The sequence below is a fragment of the Streptomyces sp. NPDC006602 genome (assembly GCF_042870385.1).
Taxonomy (GTDB): Bacteria; Actinomycetota; Actinomycetes; order Streptomycetales; family Streptomycetaceae; genus Streptomyces.
The window spans coordinates 23,818-41,624 of the sequence record NZ_JBIAHG010000015.1 but is presented as its reverse complement, the minus strand read 5'-3'; the positions used below and the strand labels follow the sequence as shown (position 1 = coordinate 41,624).

Below are 17,807 nucleotides of genomic sequence, written 5' to 3'. Positions count from 1 at the left end.
TGCCCGTGCGATTGCATGCTCCTGCGATTGCACGCGTCTGCATTATATGTTCGTGCAAGCAAAAGGGGCAACGTCGATGGTCCGGAGCAGCAGGTCCTCCCGTCCGTGCGGCGCCACGATCTGGAGCCCGACCGGACACCCGTCGCGGCCGAACCCCGCCGGGATACTGACCGCCGGATGCCCGCTCAGGTTGAACGCCCAGGTCAGGGCGGTGGAGTAGCGGTCGCCGGGGCCTTCGTGGCCGTGCGGCGGATTGGGGGTCGTCGGCGTCAGCAGCAACTCCGCGTCGGTGAAGAGGGCGGCCAGACGACTGTCGTTCGCCGCGCGGGTGCGGTGGGCGGAGGCCAGGTCCGCGCCGGGTGACCGGAGGGCGAGCCAGGCGGGGGCGGGGTCTTCGAGGCGGAGAGGCACGGAGGGCCGTATGAGCCGGAGGGCGCCGACTTCCGCGAGGCGTAGGGCGGCAGCGTGGGCGATCTCCGCGATCTCCGCAACGTCCGGATCGGGGCCGGGGGCGAAACCGAGGTCGGCCGACCAGACGGCAGCAGGAGACGGCGAGCTGGCCGATACGGTCGCGTCCCGCGATACGGCCGTGTCCCCCGGTACCGCTGTGTCCCCCAGTACCGCTGTGTCTCCCGATACTGCCGTGTCCGCCGGCACAAGCGGATCCCCCGACACCACCCGCCAGTAGGCTGCCGCGTCCGCCGTGCACCGGGTGAGCACCCCGGGAGCCGTGAGACCCGTACGGTCGGTCGTCGGCAGCCGTCCGTTCGTGACCTTCAGTCCCACCACACCGCACCAGGCCGCCGGGATCCGTACCGACCCCGCTCCGTCGCTCCCGGTCGCGAGCGGCACCAGTCCGGCGGCCACCGCGGCGGCCGACCCGGCCGAGGAGCCGCCCGGCGTACGGTCGGCCCGCCACGGGTTGACGGTACGGCCATGGGCGCCAAGTCCCCAGGTCTGCCAGGGAGTTCCGGGGCCGGGTACGGCCGTCGCACCCACCGCCACGCACCCGGCCGCCAGCAGCGGAGCCGCCGTACGCAGCCCGTGCCGGCCCTTCACCCCGATCGGCACCCCGGCCAGCGGACCTCCGGGGAGCGGCCCCTCACCCGCCGCGACCCGTGCGTCCACCTCAGCTGCCCGCCGCAGCGCTTCCTCACCCCACACCTCGACGAACGCGCACAGCTCCCGGTCCACCCGCCCGATCCGCTCCAGCGCCGCCGCGACCACGTCGACCGCGGACAGCGCCCGCGACCGTACGGCGGCGGCGGTCTCCTCCGCCGAGAGCGCGGCGAAATCGGAGGGGAGGGGGAGGGGACGTCCGTTCAACGCGACCGTCCCGCCGCCCCAGTCAGGCCGGCCAGTGCCTCGGTCTCCCTGGGCGGCGTCCCGCTCAGGTCGCCCAGGCGCCAGGCCGGCACCCAGGGCACGCGGTGCACGGGGATCGCCGAGTCGATCACCTTGATCCGCTGGGCGAGCGGGCGCGGCAGCCGGCCGGGAGCGTCCGCGACCAGGACGACCGCGTGGACTTCGAGGCCGGGCGGAGCCTCGCCGTGCCGGAAGAGTTCCAGGGTGTGCAGCGCGGCGCCGAGTCCGGCCGCGTGGGTACGGGCGACGAGCAGGACCGACCGAGGGTCGGCGGGGCCCGGCCAGTCGCGTCCGCAGTCGTGGCCGCCGTAGACCCTGGCGAGGGTGGAGGTGCCGGCCCCGCCGTGCGTGCCGACGAAGGAGTGGCGCCGGAAGCCGGCAGAGCCGTGGGCTGCCTCCGGCGACTCGCCCTCCAGTCCGCCCACCGGCGCGCGGAGCCAGATCTCGGGCCCCTGCCGCCTCTCGGTCCGTACGTCCGCCCGCATGCCCCCGGGTCCTCCCTCACCAGCCCCGACACCCCCGACAAATCCTTGCTACCCGGCGACACGCACGGCATCCGGAACGCGTCCTGACGAGGCATGAGTTCCTGGAACGAGTCTGTGACGTCGCAGTGACGTGAGAACCGCGAGGGAGCGGAGAGACTCGACAGTACGTGTACGACCGGATCATGCGCTGAGGGTGCGGAAGCCCGACGCGGGAGGGAGCACCATGGAACCCGAACGCGTTGTCCGGCGACTGCCCGACACATCCGAGTGAGGGAACCGATGGCTCGACTCAGCCGCGACAAGAAGCGGGACCAACAGCGCGCAGCGCACCCGGACACCCCCGCGGCGGCGCCGATCGACGTCCATGTCCCGGCGTCCGGTCCGGGCGCGGGCGCGGCGTGGGTCGGTGACGTACGGGTCGTCGCGGCCCCCGGCGAGGAGGTCCAACAGGCCGTCCTCACCCACCTCCACCACCTCGCCGCCACCACCGGGCACGCCGTCCAGGCCACCATCCACGACGAGCGCATCGGCTACGTCGTCCCCCTCCAGGTGGACCCGGACGGCGCAAGCCGCTTCACCTCCGACCCGGTCCCGATGGCTCCGCCCGTGGAGCGGGGGTCTTCCACGGGGGCCGCTCCCGAGCACTCGGGAACGCGGACCCCGGCATCGGAGCCGGGGGTGTCCGCGCCGCCGCCGCTGCCACCCGGCATGCCGACCTCCTCCGACGACCTCGCACCCGCCGCAGAGCCGCAGCAGCCCCGGCGAGATCTGCCCACGGACCTTCCACGGCCGGTCGGCGAGCCCGTGCGGGACGCGGTCCCCACGTTCCGGACGCGGGCGGTGCCGGATGCGCAGCCGGCCGACGAGGCGGGCACCGGCTCGCCCCCGGCCGGGGCTGCCGAGCCCGAGCCGCCGGCCGACGCGGCCCCCGCGTTTCCGCCCCCGGCCGGTGACTCGTCCCAGATCGGTGAGTCGACCGGGGCTGGTGAGCCGTCACCGGCCGGTGATTCGTCCCCGGCCGGTGCGGCACCGCCGATCGGGTACTCCCCACAGACCTTCACCCTCCGCGTGCTCCCGGAGCAGCCCTCCGGCCACGCCCCCGGCACGGTCGCCCCGCCGACCGGCGAGTTCGGCCCGCCCCCCGTGATGGACGCGAGGCCGGAGCCCGCAGAGACTGCCCGCGGCGCCCAGTCTCCCCTGCCCGGGCCGCCTGCCCCGCCGGTACGGCCCACCCCACCCGCGCAGCCCATCCCACCAGCGCACCCCTCGCTCGCTGACCTCGCCCTCGACCCGGACCGTGCCCCCGACCCCAAGCCCACTCCACCCCGCGGCTTCGACGCCGTCGCCGAAGCCGTGCTCGGGGACGATCCGACGGTCGCCGCGCCCCCGCTGCTCGCGGAGCCGTTGGCGCGGATCAACGAGGCCGTGAAGGCGGGGCGGACGGACACGGCGGCGGAGTTGGCGGACCGGACGCTGGCGCAGGCGTCCGGGGCGCTGGGGCCTGAGCACCCCGAGGTGCTGCACCTGCGCGAACTGGCCGCGTACATCGCCTACTTGGCGGGCGACCCGGTCCGCTCCTTCCAGCTCTCCCTCGACGTCGCCCACGTCCGCCGCCACACGCGGGACGCGGAGGCCGCGTACGGCAACATCCAGAGCGCGTTCACCGCCTGGCGTGCCGTACGCGACCCGCTGCTGGGCCTGGAACTGGGCCACGCGCTGATCGGCCTGTGGACCGAGCTCACGGCCGAACAGGGCCCCGCCGCCGACGACATCGAGCAGTTGGACAAGGCCCGCGCCCGCATGGGCCGCCTCACCGAGCGCGCCCAGAGCGCCCGCTGAGGCGTCGGCCTTCATGCAACGACAGCGCCGCGCTCAGTGCACGCAGAACTCGTTCCCCTCCGGATCCGCCATCACCACCCACTCGCCCGACGGCTCCTTCACCTCCCGCAGCACACTCGCCCCGAGCCCCGTCAGCCGCTCCACCTCGGCGGCGCGCCGCCCCTCGCCGGGATGCAGGTCGAGATGGAGCCGGTTCTTGCCCGTCTTCGCCTCCGGCACCCGCTGGAACAGCAGCCGCCGCCCCAGCCCGGTCCCGCTGTCCTCCTCGTACGGGTCGTCAGGATGCCGCACGGCGATCAGGTCCCGGAAGGCGAGGCGGGCGCGGTACTCGACGGTGGCCTCGCGCGGCAGGGCGCCGAGCTCCAGCAACCGCTGGATGAGCCCGTTGTTGTCCTCCACCTGGTAGTTGAGCGCGGCTGCCCAGAAGTCGGCCTGCGCGTGCGGGTCACCGGCGTCGATGACGAGCTTCCAGTGCACGGGTGCGGGTGTCTGCGTCATACCCACCAGTTATAGCGGCCGGGTCTGACAGTGCCGGGTCACTGAAGGGACGCGGCCGCCGTCTCCCGCACGTCGTACGCGGCCCGCGCCACCGCGATCTCCTCCTGGTGCGCCTCGGTCCACTTCACCAGGGACTGGATCGTGGCGTGCAGGGTCCCGCCCAGCGGCGTCAGCTCGTACTCCACCCGCGGCGGCACCACCGGATACACCGTCCGCTTCACCAGCCCGTCCCGCTCCAGCGAGCGCAGGGTCACGGTCAGCATCCGCTGGCTGATCCCGTCGATCTCCCGACGCAGCTCGGTGAACCTGAGCCGCCGGTGCTCCAGCAGCGCGATGACCAGCAGCGACCACTTGTCGGCCACCCGGTCGAGGATCTGCCGCACCTGGCAGTCCTCCCGGGTGTCCCACTGGAAGGGGTCGGCGTCGCCGTAGTCCACGGTGCCCGCGCAGTTACTCGGTGACTTCGAAGTGCCTTCTTCCATGTCTGCCGATGCTGCCGCAGGCTGAAGTCGGTTACAAGAGGGAACCGACCCTCACCGCCGTAACCGCCCCTATCTTGTGGAGTACTGCCATGGGCACGCGCGCGTGGGCGCTGTTACTCGTCCTCTGCGGAACGATCTTCCTCGAGGGCATCGACGTCGCGATGATGGCGGTCGCGATCCCGTCGATCAGATCCGACCTCGGCCTGACGACCGGCACCGCGGCCTGGGTGATGAGCGCCTACGTCCTCGGGTACGCCGGTTTCACCCTGCTCGGCGGCCGGGCCGCGGACCTGCTCGGCCGCCGCCGGATGTTCCTGACCTGGCTGATCGTCTTCCTGCTCTTCTCCGGGCTCGGCGGCTTCGCCACCGAGGGCTGGATGCTGGTCGTCGCCCGCTTCGTGACCGGGGTGTCCGCCGCGTTCATGACGCCGGCCGCGATGTCCCTGATCACCACCTCGTACGAGGAGGGCCCGCGGCGCGACAAGGCCCTGCTGGTGTTCGCCGGCACCGCGGCAGGCGGCTTCTCGCTCGGCCTCGTCATCGGCGGCCTGCTCACCCAACTCGGCTGGCGCTGGGTGTTCTTCGCGCCGGTACTGCTGGCGGGCGCGCTGCTGGTGGCGGCCGTACGACTGGTCCCGACGCAGGACGCCCCGCCCGGGCGGCGTCGCGGCTTCGACCTCCCCGGCGCGATCACCGCCGCCGGCGCGATGCTGCTGGCCGCCTACGCCGTCGTACGACTGGAACACGGTGTGGACGGATGGCGGTGGACCGCGGCCGCGGCCCTCGCGGCGGTGCTCCTGGCCGTGGCCTTCGTCGTCGCCGAGCGCCGGACGGCCGACCCGCTGGTCCGGCTCGGCATCCTGCGCACGGGCTCGGTCGTCCGCGCGGACCTCGGCGCGTTGCTCTTCGTCGGGGCCTTCTTCGGCTTCCAGTTCGTGGTGACGCTGTACCTGCAGGAGCTGCGCGGCTGGTCGTCGCTCCAGACGGCGATCGCTCTGGTCATCATGGGATGTGACGCGGTGCTGGCCCCGACCCTCACCCCGAGACTGGTCGCCCGCTTCGGCAACACCCGCGTGATCCTGGGCGGATTCGCGCTGGCGGTCGTCGCGTACGGGCTGTTCCTGCCGGTCGGCATGGACTGGCCGTACGCCGCGATGTTCCCGACGCTGATCATCGCGGGCACGGCCTTCGCGCTGGCGTACGGGCCGTTGGCGATCGCGGCGACGGACGGGGTCGTCGAGTCCGAGCAGGGGCTGGCGAGCGGGCTGCTGCACACCGCAACGCAGTTCGGCTCGGCGATCGGGATCTCGGCGGTGACGGCCGTCTACGGCTTGGCGTCCACCGGTCGGTCGGGGCCCGAGGCGACGCTCTCGGCCTTCCGGGTGGCACTCACCGTGCCCGTCGGCATGGTGACGCTGGGCCTGTTGATCTCGGCCCTGAGCGTGCGGGCGGACCGGCGCGCGGCGCGCAGGGCGTCCCAGGTGAGCAGCGTCAGCGCCAGCCAGACCAGCGCGAACCCGGCCCAGCGCTCGGGCGGCATGGCCTCGTGGAAGTAGAGGATGCCGAGCAGGAACTGGAACACCGGTGCCAGGTACTGCAGCAGTCCCAGCGTGGACAGGGGCACGCGGATCGCGGCCGCGCCGAAGCAGACGAGGGGGAGCGCGGTGACGATGCCGGTCGCGGCGAGCAGGGCCCCGTGGCCCGCGCCCTCGGTGGTGAAGGTGGAGTCGCCCTGCGCGCCGAGCCACAGCAGATAGCCGAGCGCGGGCAAGAACTGGATCGCGGTCTCGGCGGCCAGCGACTCGACGCCGCCGAGGTTGACCTTCTTCTTCACCAGGCCGTACGTGGCGAAGGAGAAGGCGAGGGTGAGGGAGATCCACGGGGGCTGGCCGTAGCCGACGGTGAGTACGAGCACGGCGGCGAGGCAGACGCCGACCGCCGTCCACTGCACGGGCCGCATCCGCTCCTTCAGGAGCAGCACGCCCATGGCGATGGTGACCAGCGGGTTGATGAAGTAGCCGAGCGAGGCCTCGACGACGTGACCGGCGTTCACGGCCCAGATGTAGACGCCCCAGTTCACGGTGATGACGGCCGCGGCCACGGTGATCAGCGCGAGCCTGCGCGGCTGCCGCAGCAGCTCACCGGCCCAGGCCCAGCGCCGGATGACGACGAGCGCGACGCCCACGAAGACGAGCGACCACACCATCCGGTGGGCGAGGATCTCGCCCGCTCCGGCGGGCTTCAGCAGGGGCCAGAAGAGAGGAACCAGCCCCCACATCCCGTACGCCGCGAAGCCGTTCAGCAGACCTATGCGCTGCTCGCCCTTCGACGTCCCGGCCACGGGGTCCCCCTTCTCACGTCCAGCTCACCTGCAAGAAGGTAGCGCCGAGCACCCCCGCCTGTCATGCCCGTATCGGAATACGGTCATGACGGACGGGGGTGCTCCTGAACCCAGTGCTTCACCGGGGGAGTCCGGCCCTGGGCAGTCCCTCTGTGGCTTGGGCAGTCCCTCTGTGGCTCAGGTGTCGGTCAGGCCTTGACGGCGGCCGCGATCGCCTCGGCGAACGGCGTCGTCGGGCGGCCGGCCAGGCGGGACAGGTCGCCGCCGTCGACCACCAGCTCGCCCTTCTCGATCGACGCGTCCACGCCGGCCAGGGTCGCGGCGAACGGCTCGGGCAGCCCGGCACCGGTCAGGATGCCGATGAGGGCGTCGGTGGAGACGGCGGAGTAGACGATCTCCCTGCCGGTCTGCCGGCTCAGCTCGGCCGCGTACTCGGCGAAGCTCCACGCCTCGTCGCCGCCCAGTTCGTACGTCTTGTTCTCGTGGCCCTCGCCGGTCAGTACGGCGACCGCGGCGGCCGCGTAGTCGGCGCGCGAGGCGGAGGAGACCCGGCCCTCGCCGGCGGCGGCGACGACCGCGTTGTACTCCAGCACCGGGGCGAGGTTCTCGGTGTAGTTCTCGTGGTACCAGCCGTTGCGCAGCAGGGCGTACGGCACGCCGGAGGTGGTCAGCGCCTCCTCGGTGCCCCGGTGGTCGTCGGCCAGCGCGGCGGTCAGGGTGCCGGGGGCGCTGGTGTAGGCGAGCAGTGCCACACCGGCCGCCTTCGCGGCGTCTATGACGCCCTTGTGCTGCTGGACGCGGCCCTTGTCGAACTCGTTGCCCGAGATGAGCAGCACCTTGTCACCGGCCGCGAACAGCCCGTCGAAGGAGGCGGGGGCGTTGTAGTCGGCGAGCGCGATCTTCACCCCGCGCGCCGCGAAGTCGGCGGCCTTCTCCGCGTTGCGGACGACGGCGGTGATCTGCTCGGCCGGAACCTTTTCCAGCAGCTGCTCCACGACGTGGCGGCCCAGGTTTCCGGTGGCTCCGGTGACAACGATGCTCATGATCTGCGATCTCCTTGTGGGGTGCGGTTCTCGCACTAACCCTAGGGCGTGCGCTAACTCAGCGAAAGTACCCACTTTGAAGTAAGGTACTGGCATGTCGGTAAGCAACAAGGTGAGCAGCCCTTCGATGGTGGCGGTGGCGGGTGAGGCGATGTGCCCGCACCGGCTGGTCCTGGAGCACGTCACCAGCCGCTGGGGCGTCCTGGTCCTGATCGCGCTCATCGACCGCCCGTACCGCTTCAGCGAACTGCGCCGGGCCATCGGCCACGTCAGCGAGAAGATGCTCACCCAGACCCTCCAGACCCTGGAACGCGACGGCCTCGTCCACCGCGACGCCAAACCGGTCATCCCCCCGAGAGTCGACTACTCCCTCACCGGCCTCGGCCGCGAGGCGGCGGAACAGATCCGGGCGCTGGCGGTGTGGACCGGGGAGCGGATGGGGGAGGTGCAGAAGGCGCGAGAGGTGTACGACGCGCGGAAGGCGGGCTCTGAGCGGGAATGACGCACGCGCTTCAGGTCCACTGAACGAATGCGGACGGCGCTCGATGGGCACACACATGTCAGGGCGCTGGTTGACATGAGCGGTACGTCCATCCATGCGCCCCCTCTCCGCCTCCCGCGCCGACTTGAGCCGCCCGGCATTCTGGGAGCGGGGCGCTGTGCCCACCCGCGAGCCGGTCCTCGTGCCGCCCACGAGATCACCGACCGGCGCCGGATGCCTGAGTCGGGGGTTCGCATTGGCCACACAGAATCCGGACGCGCGAAGGAACGGTTCTGCCGCACGCGTGAGGACCGGTCGGGCGCGTACCTCCTTACCCCGGCTGCCCCACAGGCGGCGACAGGAGGAGTTGGCCCTGGAACTCCTGCGAGAACTCACCCGCCTCACCGACGAAATCCGGCACGCCAACCTGATCCAGCTGCATCGCATCACCGCCGCGCAGGTGGACCACGCCATGGCGGATCCGGCGCTGGCGTCAGCCATGAGCACACTCGAGGGTCTGTCGGACGGCAAGCGGCGTCAGGTGCTGTTCGTGAACCGCGAGTACGGCGCGATCATTCTGGGGCACCGCATCGGCGCCTACGGCTGGGCCGAAATGATCGGCCACCTGCGCGTGCTGGCCCGGAATCAGGTGTTCAAGGAGTACTGGGGGATGACCGGCGAACACCGGCGGAGTCTGCCGCAGGATTCACTTGAGGCAAAGACGGGCAAAGCGGTTGATCAAATCATGGAGGAGCTTGCCGAGGATCCCGACGAGTGGTGGGTTGTGGGACCGTCGGACGGAGTCTGATATTCCGTCAAATGTCAATGGAGAGGGAATAATTCGACCGTGCCGGTGAGGAACCGGTTTTCAGCCGTGACCCATGGGAATGCTGATAAGTTGGGCCCGGCGTCTACCGCATCCAATCCGAGGGCCCGACCTCACCCTGTCCGGCCCTAGAACAGGGTCTCCGTGCACAGCGAAGTTACTCGTATCAATATTGTCCGCCGCCTTGGCGATTCGCCCCGCCAGCGAGGGAGTATGGCGGGCGAGACGTGCCCGGACCTGTTTGAACTCAGTGACGGAACATTCGCGGTCATCGGCACCGACCGCACTGAGGAACTCGATCCACTGCTCCCGGCGGACGCCTCACGCGCCGACCACGAGCGCATCGTTGTCATCACCCGTGATGTCCTTCTTCGCGCCAAGCGGGACATTCCTGACGCCTGAAGACGGGCCGGGGCGGACGAACGGCGCAGCCCGTCCATCTGTGCGCCCCCTTTCCGCCTCCCACGCCCGTTTGTGCAGCCGGGCACCCTGAAGGTCGGGGTGGTTTAGGAAGGGGGTGTGCCGGCATGCCGTACCGGACCAAAAGGGTTTTTTGCGGGATCTCACGGAGGCCCTCACCTTCGCCGGGGAGGGCATGGCCGCCGTGGCGAAGGAATTGCACCTGGCGAACGAGATCCGGATCCACGGTTTGTTCGTCGAGCAACTGGACCGGGCGATCGGCGACCCAGTGCTCGCGGATGCGCTGAGCACCCTGGAGGGACTCTCCGTGGACAAGCGGCGCCAGATGCTCTTCGCCAACCGGGAGTACGGGCTGCTCCTGCTTGCCCACCGGGCCGGCACAACGGACCGGAGCGAACTCCTCGGGCACCTGAAGATACTGAGCAAGAACTCTCTCTTCGCCGAGTACTGGGAGCTGACGTCCGAGCGGCGGCGCGAACTGGCGCCGGACTCGCTGGAAGCAAGGACCGGCCGCGCCGTCGACGCGATCATGGAGGAGCGGCTCGACGATCTGGAGGAGTGGTGGGTCGTGGGGCCCGACTCGGCGGTGTCGTCCGGCTGATGAGGATCCTCGGGACTTCTTCGGCAACCGCTGTTCCGGCGGCCCGACCTTCGCGCTGAGGAGATCGGATCACCGACGCGTGATGTCATGCGACACCGAGGGCCTGGGCGCCAAACCGCACCCAGGCCCTCAGCCGTCAACCGTGGTCAGCCCAGGTCAGCCCACGACCGTCCAGGTGTCCCCGCCCGCCAACAGCGCAGCCAGGTCGCCCTTGCCGTTCTGTTCGATCGCGGTGTCGAGCTGCTCCGACATCTGGGTGTCGTAGACGGGCCTCTCCACGGACCGCAGCACGCCGATGGGCGTGTGGTGGAGGGTGTCGGGGTCGGCCAGCCGGGACAGGGCGAAGGCGGTGGTCGGGGAGGTGGCGTGGGCGTCGTGGACCAGTACGTCGGCCTCGTTGGCCGGGGTCACCGTGATCACCTGGAGGTCGCCGGTGGCCGGGTCGCGCACGACGCCGCGTCCGCCATCGGTGCCGAAGCGGATGGGCTTCCCGTGCTCGAGGCGGATCACGGCATCCTCGGCCTGCTGCTTGTCCTTGAGGGCCTCGAAGGCGCCGTCGTTGAAGATGTTGCAGTTCTGGTAGATCTCGATGAGGGCGGTGCCGGGGTGGGCGGCGGCCTGCCGCAGGACCTCCGTGAGGTGCTTGCGGTCGGAGTCGATCGTCCGCGCCACGAAGGACGCCTCCGCGCCGATGGCCAGGGACACCGGGTTGAAGGGCGCGTCCAGGGAGCCCATCGGGGTCGACTTGGTGATCTTGCCGACCTCGGAGGTGGGGGAGTACTGGCCCTTGGTGAGGCCGTAGATCCGGTTGTTGAACAGCAGGATCTTCAGGTTCACGTTGCGGCGCAGGGCGTGGATCAGGTGGTTGCCGCCGATCGACAGCGCGTCGCCGTCACCCGTCACCACCCACACGCTCAGGTCACGCCGCGAGGCGGCAAGGCCCGTCGCGATCGCGGGCGCGCGGCCGTGGATGGAGTGCATGCCGTAGGTGTTCATGTAGTACGGGAAGCGGGAGGAACAGCCGATGCCGGAGACGAAGACGATGTTCTCCTTGGCCAGACCCAGCTCGGGCATGAAGCCCTGCACGGCGGCGAGGATCGCGTAGTCACCGCAGCCGGGGCACCAGCGCACTTCCTGATCGGACTTGAAGTCCTTCATGGACTGCCGGGCCTCGGCCTTGGGGACGAGGGAAAGCGCCTCGATCGTGCCCGTGCCTTCCGTGGACGTCTCAGCCATCGATGGCCTCCTTCAGAGCCTTGGCGAGCTGTTCTGCCTTGAACGGCATGCCGTTGACCTGGTTGTAGGAGTGGGCGTCGACCAGGTACTTCGCCCGGACGAGGGCGGCGAGCTGGCCGAGGTTCATCTCGGGGATCACCACCTTGTCGTAGCCCTTCAGAACGGTGCCGAGGTTGCGCGGGAAGGGGTTGAGGTGGCGCAGGTGGGCCTGCGCGATGGACTCGCCGGCGGTGCGCAGCCGCCGTACCGCGGCGGTGATCGGCCCGTACGTCGATCCCCAGCCCAGCACCAGGGTGCGCGCCTCGTGCGGATCGTCGACCTCGAGATCGGGGACGTCGATGCCGTCGATCTTGGCCTGGCGGATGCGGACCATGAAGTCGTGGTTGGCGGGGTCGTAGGAGATGTTGCCGGTGCCGTCCTGCTTCTCGATGCCGCCGATGCGGTGCTCCAGGCCCGGCGTGCCGGGGATCGCCCAGGGGCGGGCGAGGGTCTGCGGGTCGCGCTTGTAGGGCCAGAACACCTCGGTGCCGTCGTCGAGCGTGTGGTTCGGTCCCTGCGTGAACTGCACCCGCAGGTCGGGGAGCTCGTCGAGGTCAGGGATGCGCCAGGGCTCGCTGCCGTTGGCCAGGTAGCCGTCCGACAGAAGCATCACGGGCGTGCGGTAGGTCAGCGCGATCCGCGCAGCCTCCAGCGCCGCGTCGAAGCAGTCGGCCGGTGTGCGCGGGGCGACGATCGGGACCGGGGCCTCGCCGTTGCGGCCGTACATCGCCTGCAGCAGGTCCGCCTGCTCGGTCTTGGTCGGCAGACCCGTGGACGGGCCGCCGCGCTGGATGTCGATGACCAGGAGCGGCAGCTCCAGGGACACCGCCAGCCCGATCGTCTCGCTCTTGAGCGCCACGCCCGGGCCGGATGTCGTGGTCACCCCGAGCGAGCCGCCGAAGGCCGCGCCCAGTGCCGCGCCGATGCCCGCGATCTCGTCCTCGGCCTGGAAGGTGCGGACGCCGAAGTTCTTGTGCTTGCTCAGCTCGTGCAGGATGTCCGAGGCCGGGGTGATCGGATACGAGCCCAGGAACAGCGGCAGGTCCGCCTGGCGGGACGCGGCGACCAGTCCGTAGGACAGGGCCAGGTTCCCGGAGATGTTGCGGTAGGTGCCGGTCGGGAACGCCGTCGTCGCCGGGGCGATCTCGTAGGAGACCGCGAAGTCCTCGGTCGTCTCGCCGAAGTTCCAGCCCGCGCGGAACGCGGCGATGTTCGCGGCCGCGATGGCCGGCTTCTTGGCGAACTTCGACGTCAGGAACTTCTCGGTGCCCTCGGTCGGCCGGTGGTACATCCACGACAAGAGGCCGAGCGCGAACATGTTCTTGCTGCGCTCGGCCTCTTTCCGGGTGAGGTCGAAATCCTTCAGGGCCTCCACTGTCAGAGTCGTCAGGGGGACCGGATGGAGGTGGTAGCCGTCGAGTGAACCGTCCTCCAGGGGCGAGGTGTCGTACCCGACCTTCTGCATCGCCCGTTTGGTGAACTCGTCCGTGTTGACGATGATCTCCGCGCCGCGCGGCAGATCGCCGACGTTGGCCTTCAGCGCCGCCGGGTTCATCGCGACCAGCACATTCGGCGCATCACCCGGCGTGAGGATGTCGTGGTCCGCGAAGTGCAGCTGGAAGGAGGAGACGCCGGGCAGGGTGCCGGCAGGGGCCCGGATCTCGGCCGGGAAGTTCGGCAGCGTCGACAGGTCGTTGCCGAACGACGCCGTCTCCGAGGTGAAACGGTCCCCGGTGAGCTGCATACCGTCACCCGAGTCCCCCGCGAACCGGATGATCACCCTGTCCAGGCGGCGGACGTCCTTCACGCCTGCCGCTTTGCGCTGCTCTCCCACGACGGTTCCATCGGCCTGCTCCGCTGGACTACTGACCTGCGTCACTGAACTGGACCTCCCTCGAGGCGGCTGTCTGGGAGCGGCCTTCCCGCAGGCCCTCCCAAAATCAACCCTACGACCGTAAGGGTCGCCTTCCTTGGGTCATTCGCATGTTGGACACGCCTTTGAGACGGTTCGGAGCACCGACTTGTCATGATTTACCCGCCCCCCGGGGTGCTTCCTCTTGAAGACGCTGCCCTTCATTCTTCGGTTCTCGGGATCGGCGGGCCCGCGTGTCCCGCTCAGTGGTCGCCCCATTTCCGACACGGCGTCAGACCGTCAGGAGTTCAAATAGGTGAGGACCGCGAGGACCCGCCGGTGGTCGCCGTCGCTCGGGGACAGCCCGAGCTTCAGGAAGATGTTGCTGACGTGCTTCTCGACGGCCCCGTCGCTCACGACCAGCTGCCGGGCGATCGCGGAGTTGGTCCGGCCCTCGGCCATCAGCCCCAGGACCTCACGCTCCCTCGGGGTGAGTCCCGCGAGCACGTCCTGCTTGCGGCTGCGCCCCAGCAGTTGCGCGACGACCTCGGGGTCCAGGGCCGTACCGCCCTGGGCCACCCGCACCACCGCGTCCACGAACTCACGCACCTCGGCTACCCGGTCTTTCAGCAGATAGCCGACTCCGTGACTGGAACCCGCCAGCAGTTCGGTGGCGTAGCGCTCCTCCACGTACTGCGACAGCACGAGCACGCCGAGGCCGGGATGCGCCTTGCGCAGCTGTACGGCGGCCCGCACCCCCTCGTCCGTGTGCGTCGGCGGCATCCGCACATCCGCGACCACGACGTCCGGCAGCGCGCCCTCCGCGTCCAGCTCGGTAATGGTCTTGATCAGCGCGTCCCCGTCACCCACTCCAGCGACGACGTCGTGCCCACGGTCGGTCAGCAACCGGGTCAGGCCCTCCCGGAGCAGCACCGAATCCTCGGCGATGACCACCCGCACCCTGTCCTCCACGATCCTCGGCCCCCCACAGCCCCGACTCCACGTCCACCCGGACGACGAAGTCCAGCATTCCAGCATTCGGACCGGGGCGTGCCCGCCCATGGGGAATCAGTGGGGATGCGTGCACGGCACGGCGTGTTCCGGCCCCTGCGCGGCCGGTTGTCGATCACCGGCCCACCCAGCCCGTCCGGCGTTTGAGGGCAAGGCCCCTTCAGGGCCGATCGGGGGTCCAGGGGGCGGAGCCCCCTGGCGGGGGTAGAAGGGGCAGAGCCCCTGGGATGGGAACGGGTAAGGGCGGCGGGGGCGAAACACACCCTCGCCGCCCACCCGCCGAGCTCACCGCATCGCCGGCTCCGCCCGCCCGCGGCGCTCACCGCATCGCCGGCTCCGCCCGCCAAGGCAACTCCGCGGTCACCCGGGTGGGCCCGCCCACCGGCGAGTCCACCACCAGGATCCCGTCCACCGCGTCCAACCGCTCCGCGAGCCCGGCCAGCCCCGACCCGCTCGACGTGTCCGCCCCGCCCACCCCGTTGTCCACGACCTGCAGCATCAGCCGGTTGTCCACCCGCCACACATCCACCGCCGCCCACGTCGCCCGCGCATGCTTGCTGATGTTCTGCAGGAGCTCCGACACCGTGAAGTACGCGATCCCCTCGATCGCAGCCGCCGGCCGCGCAGGCAGATCCACCTCCACCTGCACCGGCACGGTGCACCGCGAGGCCACCGCCGACAGCGCGGCGTCCAGCCCCCGGTCCGTCAGCACCGCCGGATGGATCCCGCGCGCCAGGTCCCGCAGCTCCTGCAGCGCCGTCTTCACCTCACCGTGCGCGTCGTCCACCATCCGCGCCGCCGCCCGCGGATCCTCCGTGAGCTTCTCCTTCGCCAGCCCCAGATCCATGGCCAACGCCACCAGCCGCGCCTGCGCGCCGTCGTGCAGGTCCCGTTCGATGCGCCGCAGGTCCGCCGCGGCGGTGTCGACGACGACCCCCCGGTCCGACTCCAGCTCCACCACCCGCGCCGACAACCGCGTCGGCCCGAGCAGCCCGTGCACCAGCACCCGGTCCACCATCGTCAGGGCCCGCACGATCCACGGCGTGGCCATCGTGAACAACAGCCCGATCAGGGCCGTGACGGCGATCTCGAAGGGGTTGTCGAGGTAGATGTGGTGGCCTTCGTCGCCGTACAGCTGAAGCCCGTCCTGTCCGCCGTACACCGGGAAGAGCCAGAACCACAGCGGGTACGTCATCAGCGTCCAGCCGATCGAGAAGAAGCTGATCGCGACGGTGAACGAGAACACCGACCACGGCAGGTACAGCAGCGAGTAGAGCAGGGTCCGCCACGAGGTGCCGCTCTTGAGGACGGCCCCCATCCAGGCCATCGCGCCCTGCTTCCTCATCCGCAGCGGCTCCGGGTCGCCCACCTCCAGACCCAGCAGCCCGCGCGCCCGGCCCCGCTCCAGCGCCCCGAACCCGCGGCACCCGGCCAGCCCCGCCGCCAGCACCGGGATCCCGAGGAACGTCACGAGCAGGCCCGCGCCGAGGGAGACCATCGTGACGGCGTACGTGAACAGCAGGACGCTGATCGGCAGGCCCAGCAGCACATACGCCAGCTCGCTCCAGCTGCGTGCCGCGAGCGGCGCCCGCAGCGCGGAGGGCAGCCGATGCCCGCGCGTCTCCTCCGCGAACCCGAGCCCGCTGTCGTGCCCGTAGCCCTGTCCGTGGTCGAGCCTGCTGTCCTGCCCGTAGCCCTGTCCGTAGTCCGTGGCCATCGGCGTCGTCCGTTTCTACTCGTCCTGAGGCTCCGGGGACCGTCCTGGTCCCGAGGCTGTGCCGTCGTACCTCCACCCTGCTCGGCCGCAGGTCCGCGGACCATGGAGTCCGTCGGCGTCTTGGACGGGGGGTTTTCCCTACCTCCGGGACCGTCCGGGCCCCCAGGACTCCCCGGCCCCCCGCGGCTACCGCGCGTCGAGCGACCGGTCCCGCCACGGCAGCTCCGCGGTGACCACCGTCGGCCCGCCCGGCGGCGAGTCGATGACGAACAGGCCGTCGACGGCGCCCAGCCGGTCGGCGAGGCCGCGCATGCCGCTGCCGCCGTCGAGGCGTGCGCCGCCGCGGCCGTCGTCCCACACCTGGATGAGCAGCCGGTCGTCGGCCCGCCACACGTCGACGGACGCCGACCTCGCCCCGCTGTGCTTGCTGATGTTCTGCAGCAGCTCCGAGACGGTGAAGTAGGCGATGCCCTCGATGGCCGCGGCCGGTCTGGCGGGCAGGTCGGCCGTCACCTTCACCGGCACCGTGCAGCGCGAGGCGACCGAGGACAGGGCGGCGTCCAGGCCGCGGTCCGTCAGTACGGCGGGATGGATGCCCCGCGCCAGATCCCGCAGCTCCTGCAAGGCGAGCTTGACCTCGCCGTGCGCCTCGGCGACCATCGCCGCCGCCGTGTCGGGGTCCTCCAGGAGCTTCTCCTTGGCCAGGCCGAGCCCCATGGCCAGGTTGACCAACCGGGCCTGCGCCCCGTCGTGCAGATCGCGCTCGATGCGCCGCAGATCGGCCGCGGCCGTGTCGACCACGACCCCCCGGTCCGACTCCAGCTCGGCGATCCGCCGCTCCAGCTCGTCCGAGGGCGACAGTAGGCCGCGCACCATCGCCCGGTCCACGTTGGTCAGACCCCGCGCGATGAACGGCAGCACCGGCCACAGCACGAACAACGAGGTCAGCGTGATGGTGAAGGTGAGGACACCCCAGGGCAGCCGGACGAAGTCGTACAGCACCGTGCGCCAGGCGACCGGGTCCTTGATCCCCATCCACAGCTGCGCGAAGAAGCCGTTCCTCCGGCTGCGCAGAGGAAGGGGGCTCGGCTCGTCGACCCGCACCCCGAGCAGCGCCCTGGCCCGTGCCCGCTCCAGCTTGCCCAGCTGCCGGGCGCCCATCAGGCCGGCCGCCAGCAGCGGGAAACCGATCACCGTGACGGTCAGCCAGAAGCCGGTGAGCAGCACCGTCATGACGTAGGTGAATCCGAGCAGTGCCACCGGAAGATTCGCCAGCAGGTGCGCGATCTCCTTCCAGGTGTGCCGGTCGAAGGCGAAACGGACAGGCGGCAGACGGTCGCTGTCCGCTTGCCCGCCGGGTCTCGAGGACGGGAGACGTTCGGTCATACGGGTCAGCGTGCCGCGCGGCGGGCCGCCGCGCCATGAGGCGGACCGCCGCGATCGCCTGGGGATAACCCCACCATCCGCGACCTGTGGCTTCTGCCAAGCGTGACGGGCTGCTTACGCTTTCTTTAGCAGGGCCTAGACTCCCGTGCGTACAGATCGTCGAACAGAGTCCAGGGTCGTCCAGG

At 70.7% G+C, this 17,807-nt stretch carries 16 protein-coding genes and 1 pseudogene; 6 read left to right on the top strand and 11 right to left on the bottom strand.

The genetic code is table 11. From position 1 onward, the window contains the following. Positions 1–42 precede the first annotated feature (42 nt). Together ACFYO2_RS30715 and ACFYO2_RS30710 are read right to left on the bottom strand one after the other, a co-directional pair. Positions 43–1,326, bottom strand: a complete 1,284-nt coding sequence (locus ACFYO2_RS30715; protein WP_388355513.1) for an amidase — start codon at positions 1,324–1,326, stop codon at positions 43–45. Beyond that, positions 1,323–1,850: a DUF6668 family protein gene (locus ACFYO2_RS30710; RefSeq protein ID WP_388355511.1), complete on the bottom strand. Its 528-nt coding sequence runs from the start codon at positions 1,848–1,850 to the stop codon at positions 1,323–1,325. The genes ACFYO2_RS30715 and ACFYO2_RS30710 overlap by 4 nt, the downstream gene beginning before the upstream one ends. 279 nt (positions 1,851–2,129) lie before the next feature. Here ACFYO2_RS30710 and ACFYO2_RS30705 point away from each other — a divergent pair, with 279 nt between their 5' ends. Further along, the gene (locus tag ACFYO2_RS30705; protein WP_388355510.1) at positions 2,130–3,689 is read left to right on the top strand and encodes a tetratricopeptide repeat protein; all 1,560 of its coding nucleotides are present in this window, start codon (positions 2,130–2,132) and stop codon (positions 3,687–3,689) included. A gap of 33 nt (positions 3,690–3,722) precedes the next feature. On the opposite strand, the gene ACFYO2_RS30700 is transcribed toward ACFYO2_RS30705, so the two are convergent. After that, positions 3,723–4,187, bottom strand: coding sequence for a VOC family protein (locus ACFYO2_RS30700; protein ID WP_388355509.1), 465 nt, complete (start codon positions 4,185–4,187; stop codon positions 3,723–3,725). Positions 4,188–4,225: 38 nt separating this feature from the next. Beyond that, positions 4,226–4,669 (bottom strand): winged helix-turn-helix transcriptional regulator, encoded by a 444-nt coding sequence (locus tag ACFYO2_RS30695; RefSeq protein ID WP_388355508.1) that lies wholly within the window; start codon positions 4,667–4,669, stop codon positions 4,226–4,228. Positions 4,670–4,677: 8 nt separating this feature from the next. Here ACFYO2_RS30695 and ACFYO2_RS30690 point away from each other — a divergent pair. Next, a pseudogene (locus ACFYO2_RS30690) lies at positions 4,678–5,961 on the top strand (MFS transporter); the annotation flags it as partial. Between the two features lie 32 nt (positions 5,962–5,993). On the opposite strand, the gene rarD reads toward ACFYO2_RS30690, so the two are convergent. Further along, positions 5,994–7,010: an EamA family transporter RarD gene (gene rarD, locus ACFYO2_RS30685; RefSeq protein ID WP_388355506.1), complete on the bottom strand. Its 1,017-nt coding sequence runs from the start codon at positions 7,008–7,010 to the stop codon at positions 5,994–5,996. Positions 7,011–7,198: 188 nt separating this feature from the next. Beyond that, on the bottom strand, positions 7,199–8,053 hold the full coding sequence (locus ACFYO2_RS30680) for an SDR family oxidoreductase (RefSeq protein WP_388355504.1): 855 nt from the start codon (positions 8,051–8,053) through the stop codon (positions 7,199–7,201). A gap of 94 nt (positions 8,054–8,147) precedes the next feature. Between ACFYO2_RS30680 and ACFYO2_RS30675 the strand changes: the two genes are divergently transcribed. The 4 genes from ACFYO2_RS30675 to ACFYO2_RS30660 all read left to right on the top strand — a co-directional run bounded on the left by ACFYO2_RS30675 (position 8,148) and on the right by ACFYO2_RS30660 (position 10,381). Further along, entirely contained in the window at positions 8,148–8,555 is a 408-nt protein-coding gene (locus ACFYO2_RS30675; RefSeq protein WP_388355502.1) for a winged helix-turn-helix transcriptional regulator, read from the top strand. A gap of 346 nt (positions 8,556–8,901) precedes the next feature. Further along, complete coding sequence (locus ACFYO2_RS30670) at positions 8,902–9,342, top strand: DUF6082 family protein (RefSeq protein ID WP_388355500.1); 441 nt, start codon at positions 8,902–8,904, stop codon at positions 9,340–9,342. 183 nt (positions 9,343–9,525) lie between these two features. After that, positions 9,526–9,762: a hypothetical protein gene (locus tag ACFYO2_RS30665; RefSeq protein WP_388355755.1), complete on the top strand. Its 237-nt coding sequence runs from the start codon at positions 9,526–9,528 to the stop codon at positions 9,760–9,762. A gap of 151 nt (positions 9,763–9,913) precedes the next feature. Next, the gene (locus tag ACFYO2_RS30660; protein ID WP_388355498.1) at positions 9,914–10,381 is read left to right on the top strand and encodes a DUF6082 family protein; all 468 of its coding nucleotides are present in this window, start codon (positions 9,914–9,916) and stop codon (positions 10,379–10,381) included. 156 nt (positions 10,382–10,537) lie between these two features. Here ACFYO2_RS30660 and ACFYO2_RS30655 read toward each other — a convergent pair whose 3' ends face one another. The 5 genes from ACFYO2_RS30655 to ACFYO2_RS30635 all read right to left on the bottom strand — a co-directional run bounded on the left by ACFYO2_RS30655 (position 10,538) and on the right by ACFYO2_RS30635 (position 17,622). After that, the gene (locus ACFYO2_RS30655) at positions 10,538–11,617 is read right to left on the bottom strand and encodes a 2-oxoacid:ferredoxin oxidoreductase subunit beta (RefSeq protein ID WP_388355497.1); all 1,080 of its coding nucleotides are present in this window, start codon (positions 11,615–11,617) and stop codon (positions 10,538–10,540) included. After that, the gene (locus ACFYO2_RS30650) at positions 11,610–13,535 is read right to left on the bottom strand and encodes a 2-oxoacid:acceptor oxidoreductase subunit alpha (protein WP_388355495.1); all 1,926 of its coding nucleotides are present in this window, start codon (positions 13,533–13,535) and stop codon (positions 11,610–11,612) included. The genes ACFYO2_RS30655 and ACFYO2_RS30650 overlap by 8 nt, the downstream gene beginning before the upstream one ends. Positions 13,536–13,808: 273 nt before the next feature. Beyond that, on the bottom strand, positions 13,809–14,468 hold the full coding sequence (locus ACFYO2_RS30645; protein WP_307680173.1) for a response regulator transcription factor: 660 nt from the start codon (positions 14,466–14,468) through the stop codon (positions 13,809–13,811). A gap of 370 nt (positions 14,469–14,838) precedes the next feature. Next, entirely contained in the window at positions 14,839–16,236 is a 1,398-nt protein-coding gene (locus ACFYO2_RS30640) for a sensor histidine kinase (protein WP_388355494.1), read from the bottom strand. A 186-nt stretch (positions 16,237–16,422) separates the two neighbouring features. Further along, on the bottom strand, positions 16,423–17,622 hold the full coding sequence (locus ACFYO2_RS30635) for a sensor histidine kinase (protein ID WP_388355492.1): 1,200 nt from the start codon (positions 17,620–17,622) through the stop codon (positions 16,423–16,425). Positions 17,623–17,807 lie beyond the last annotated feature (185 nt).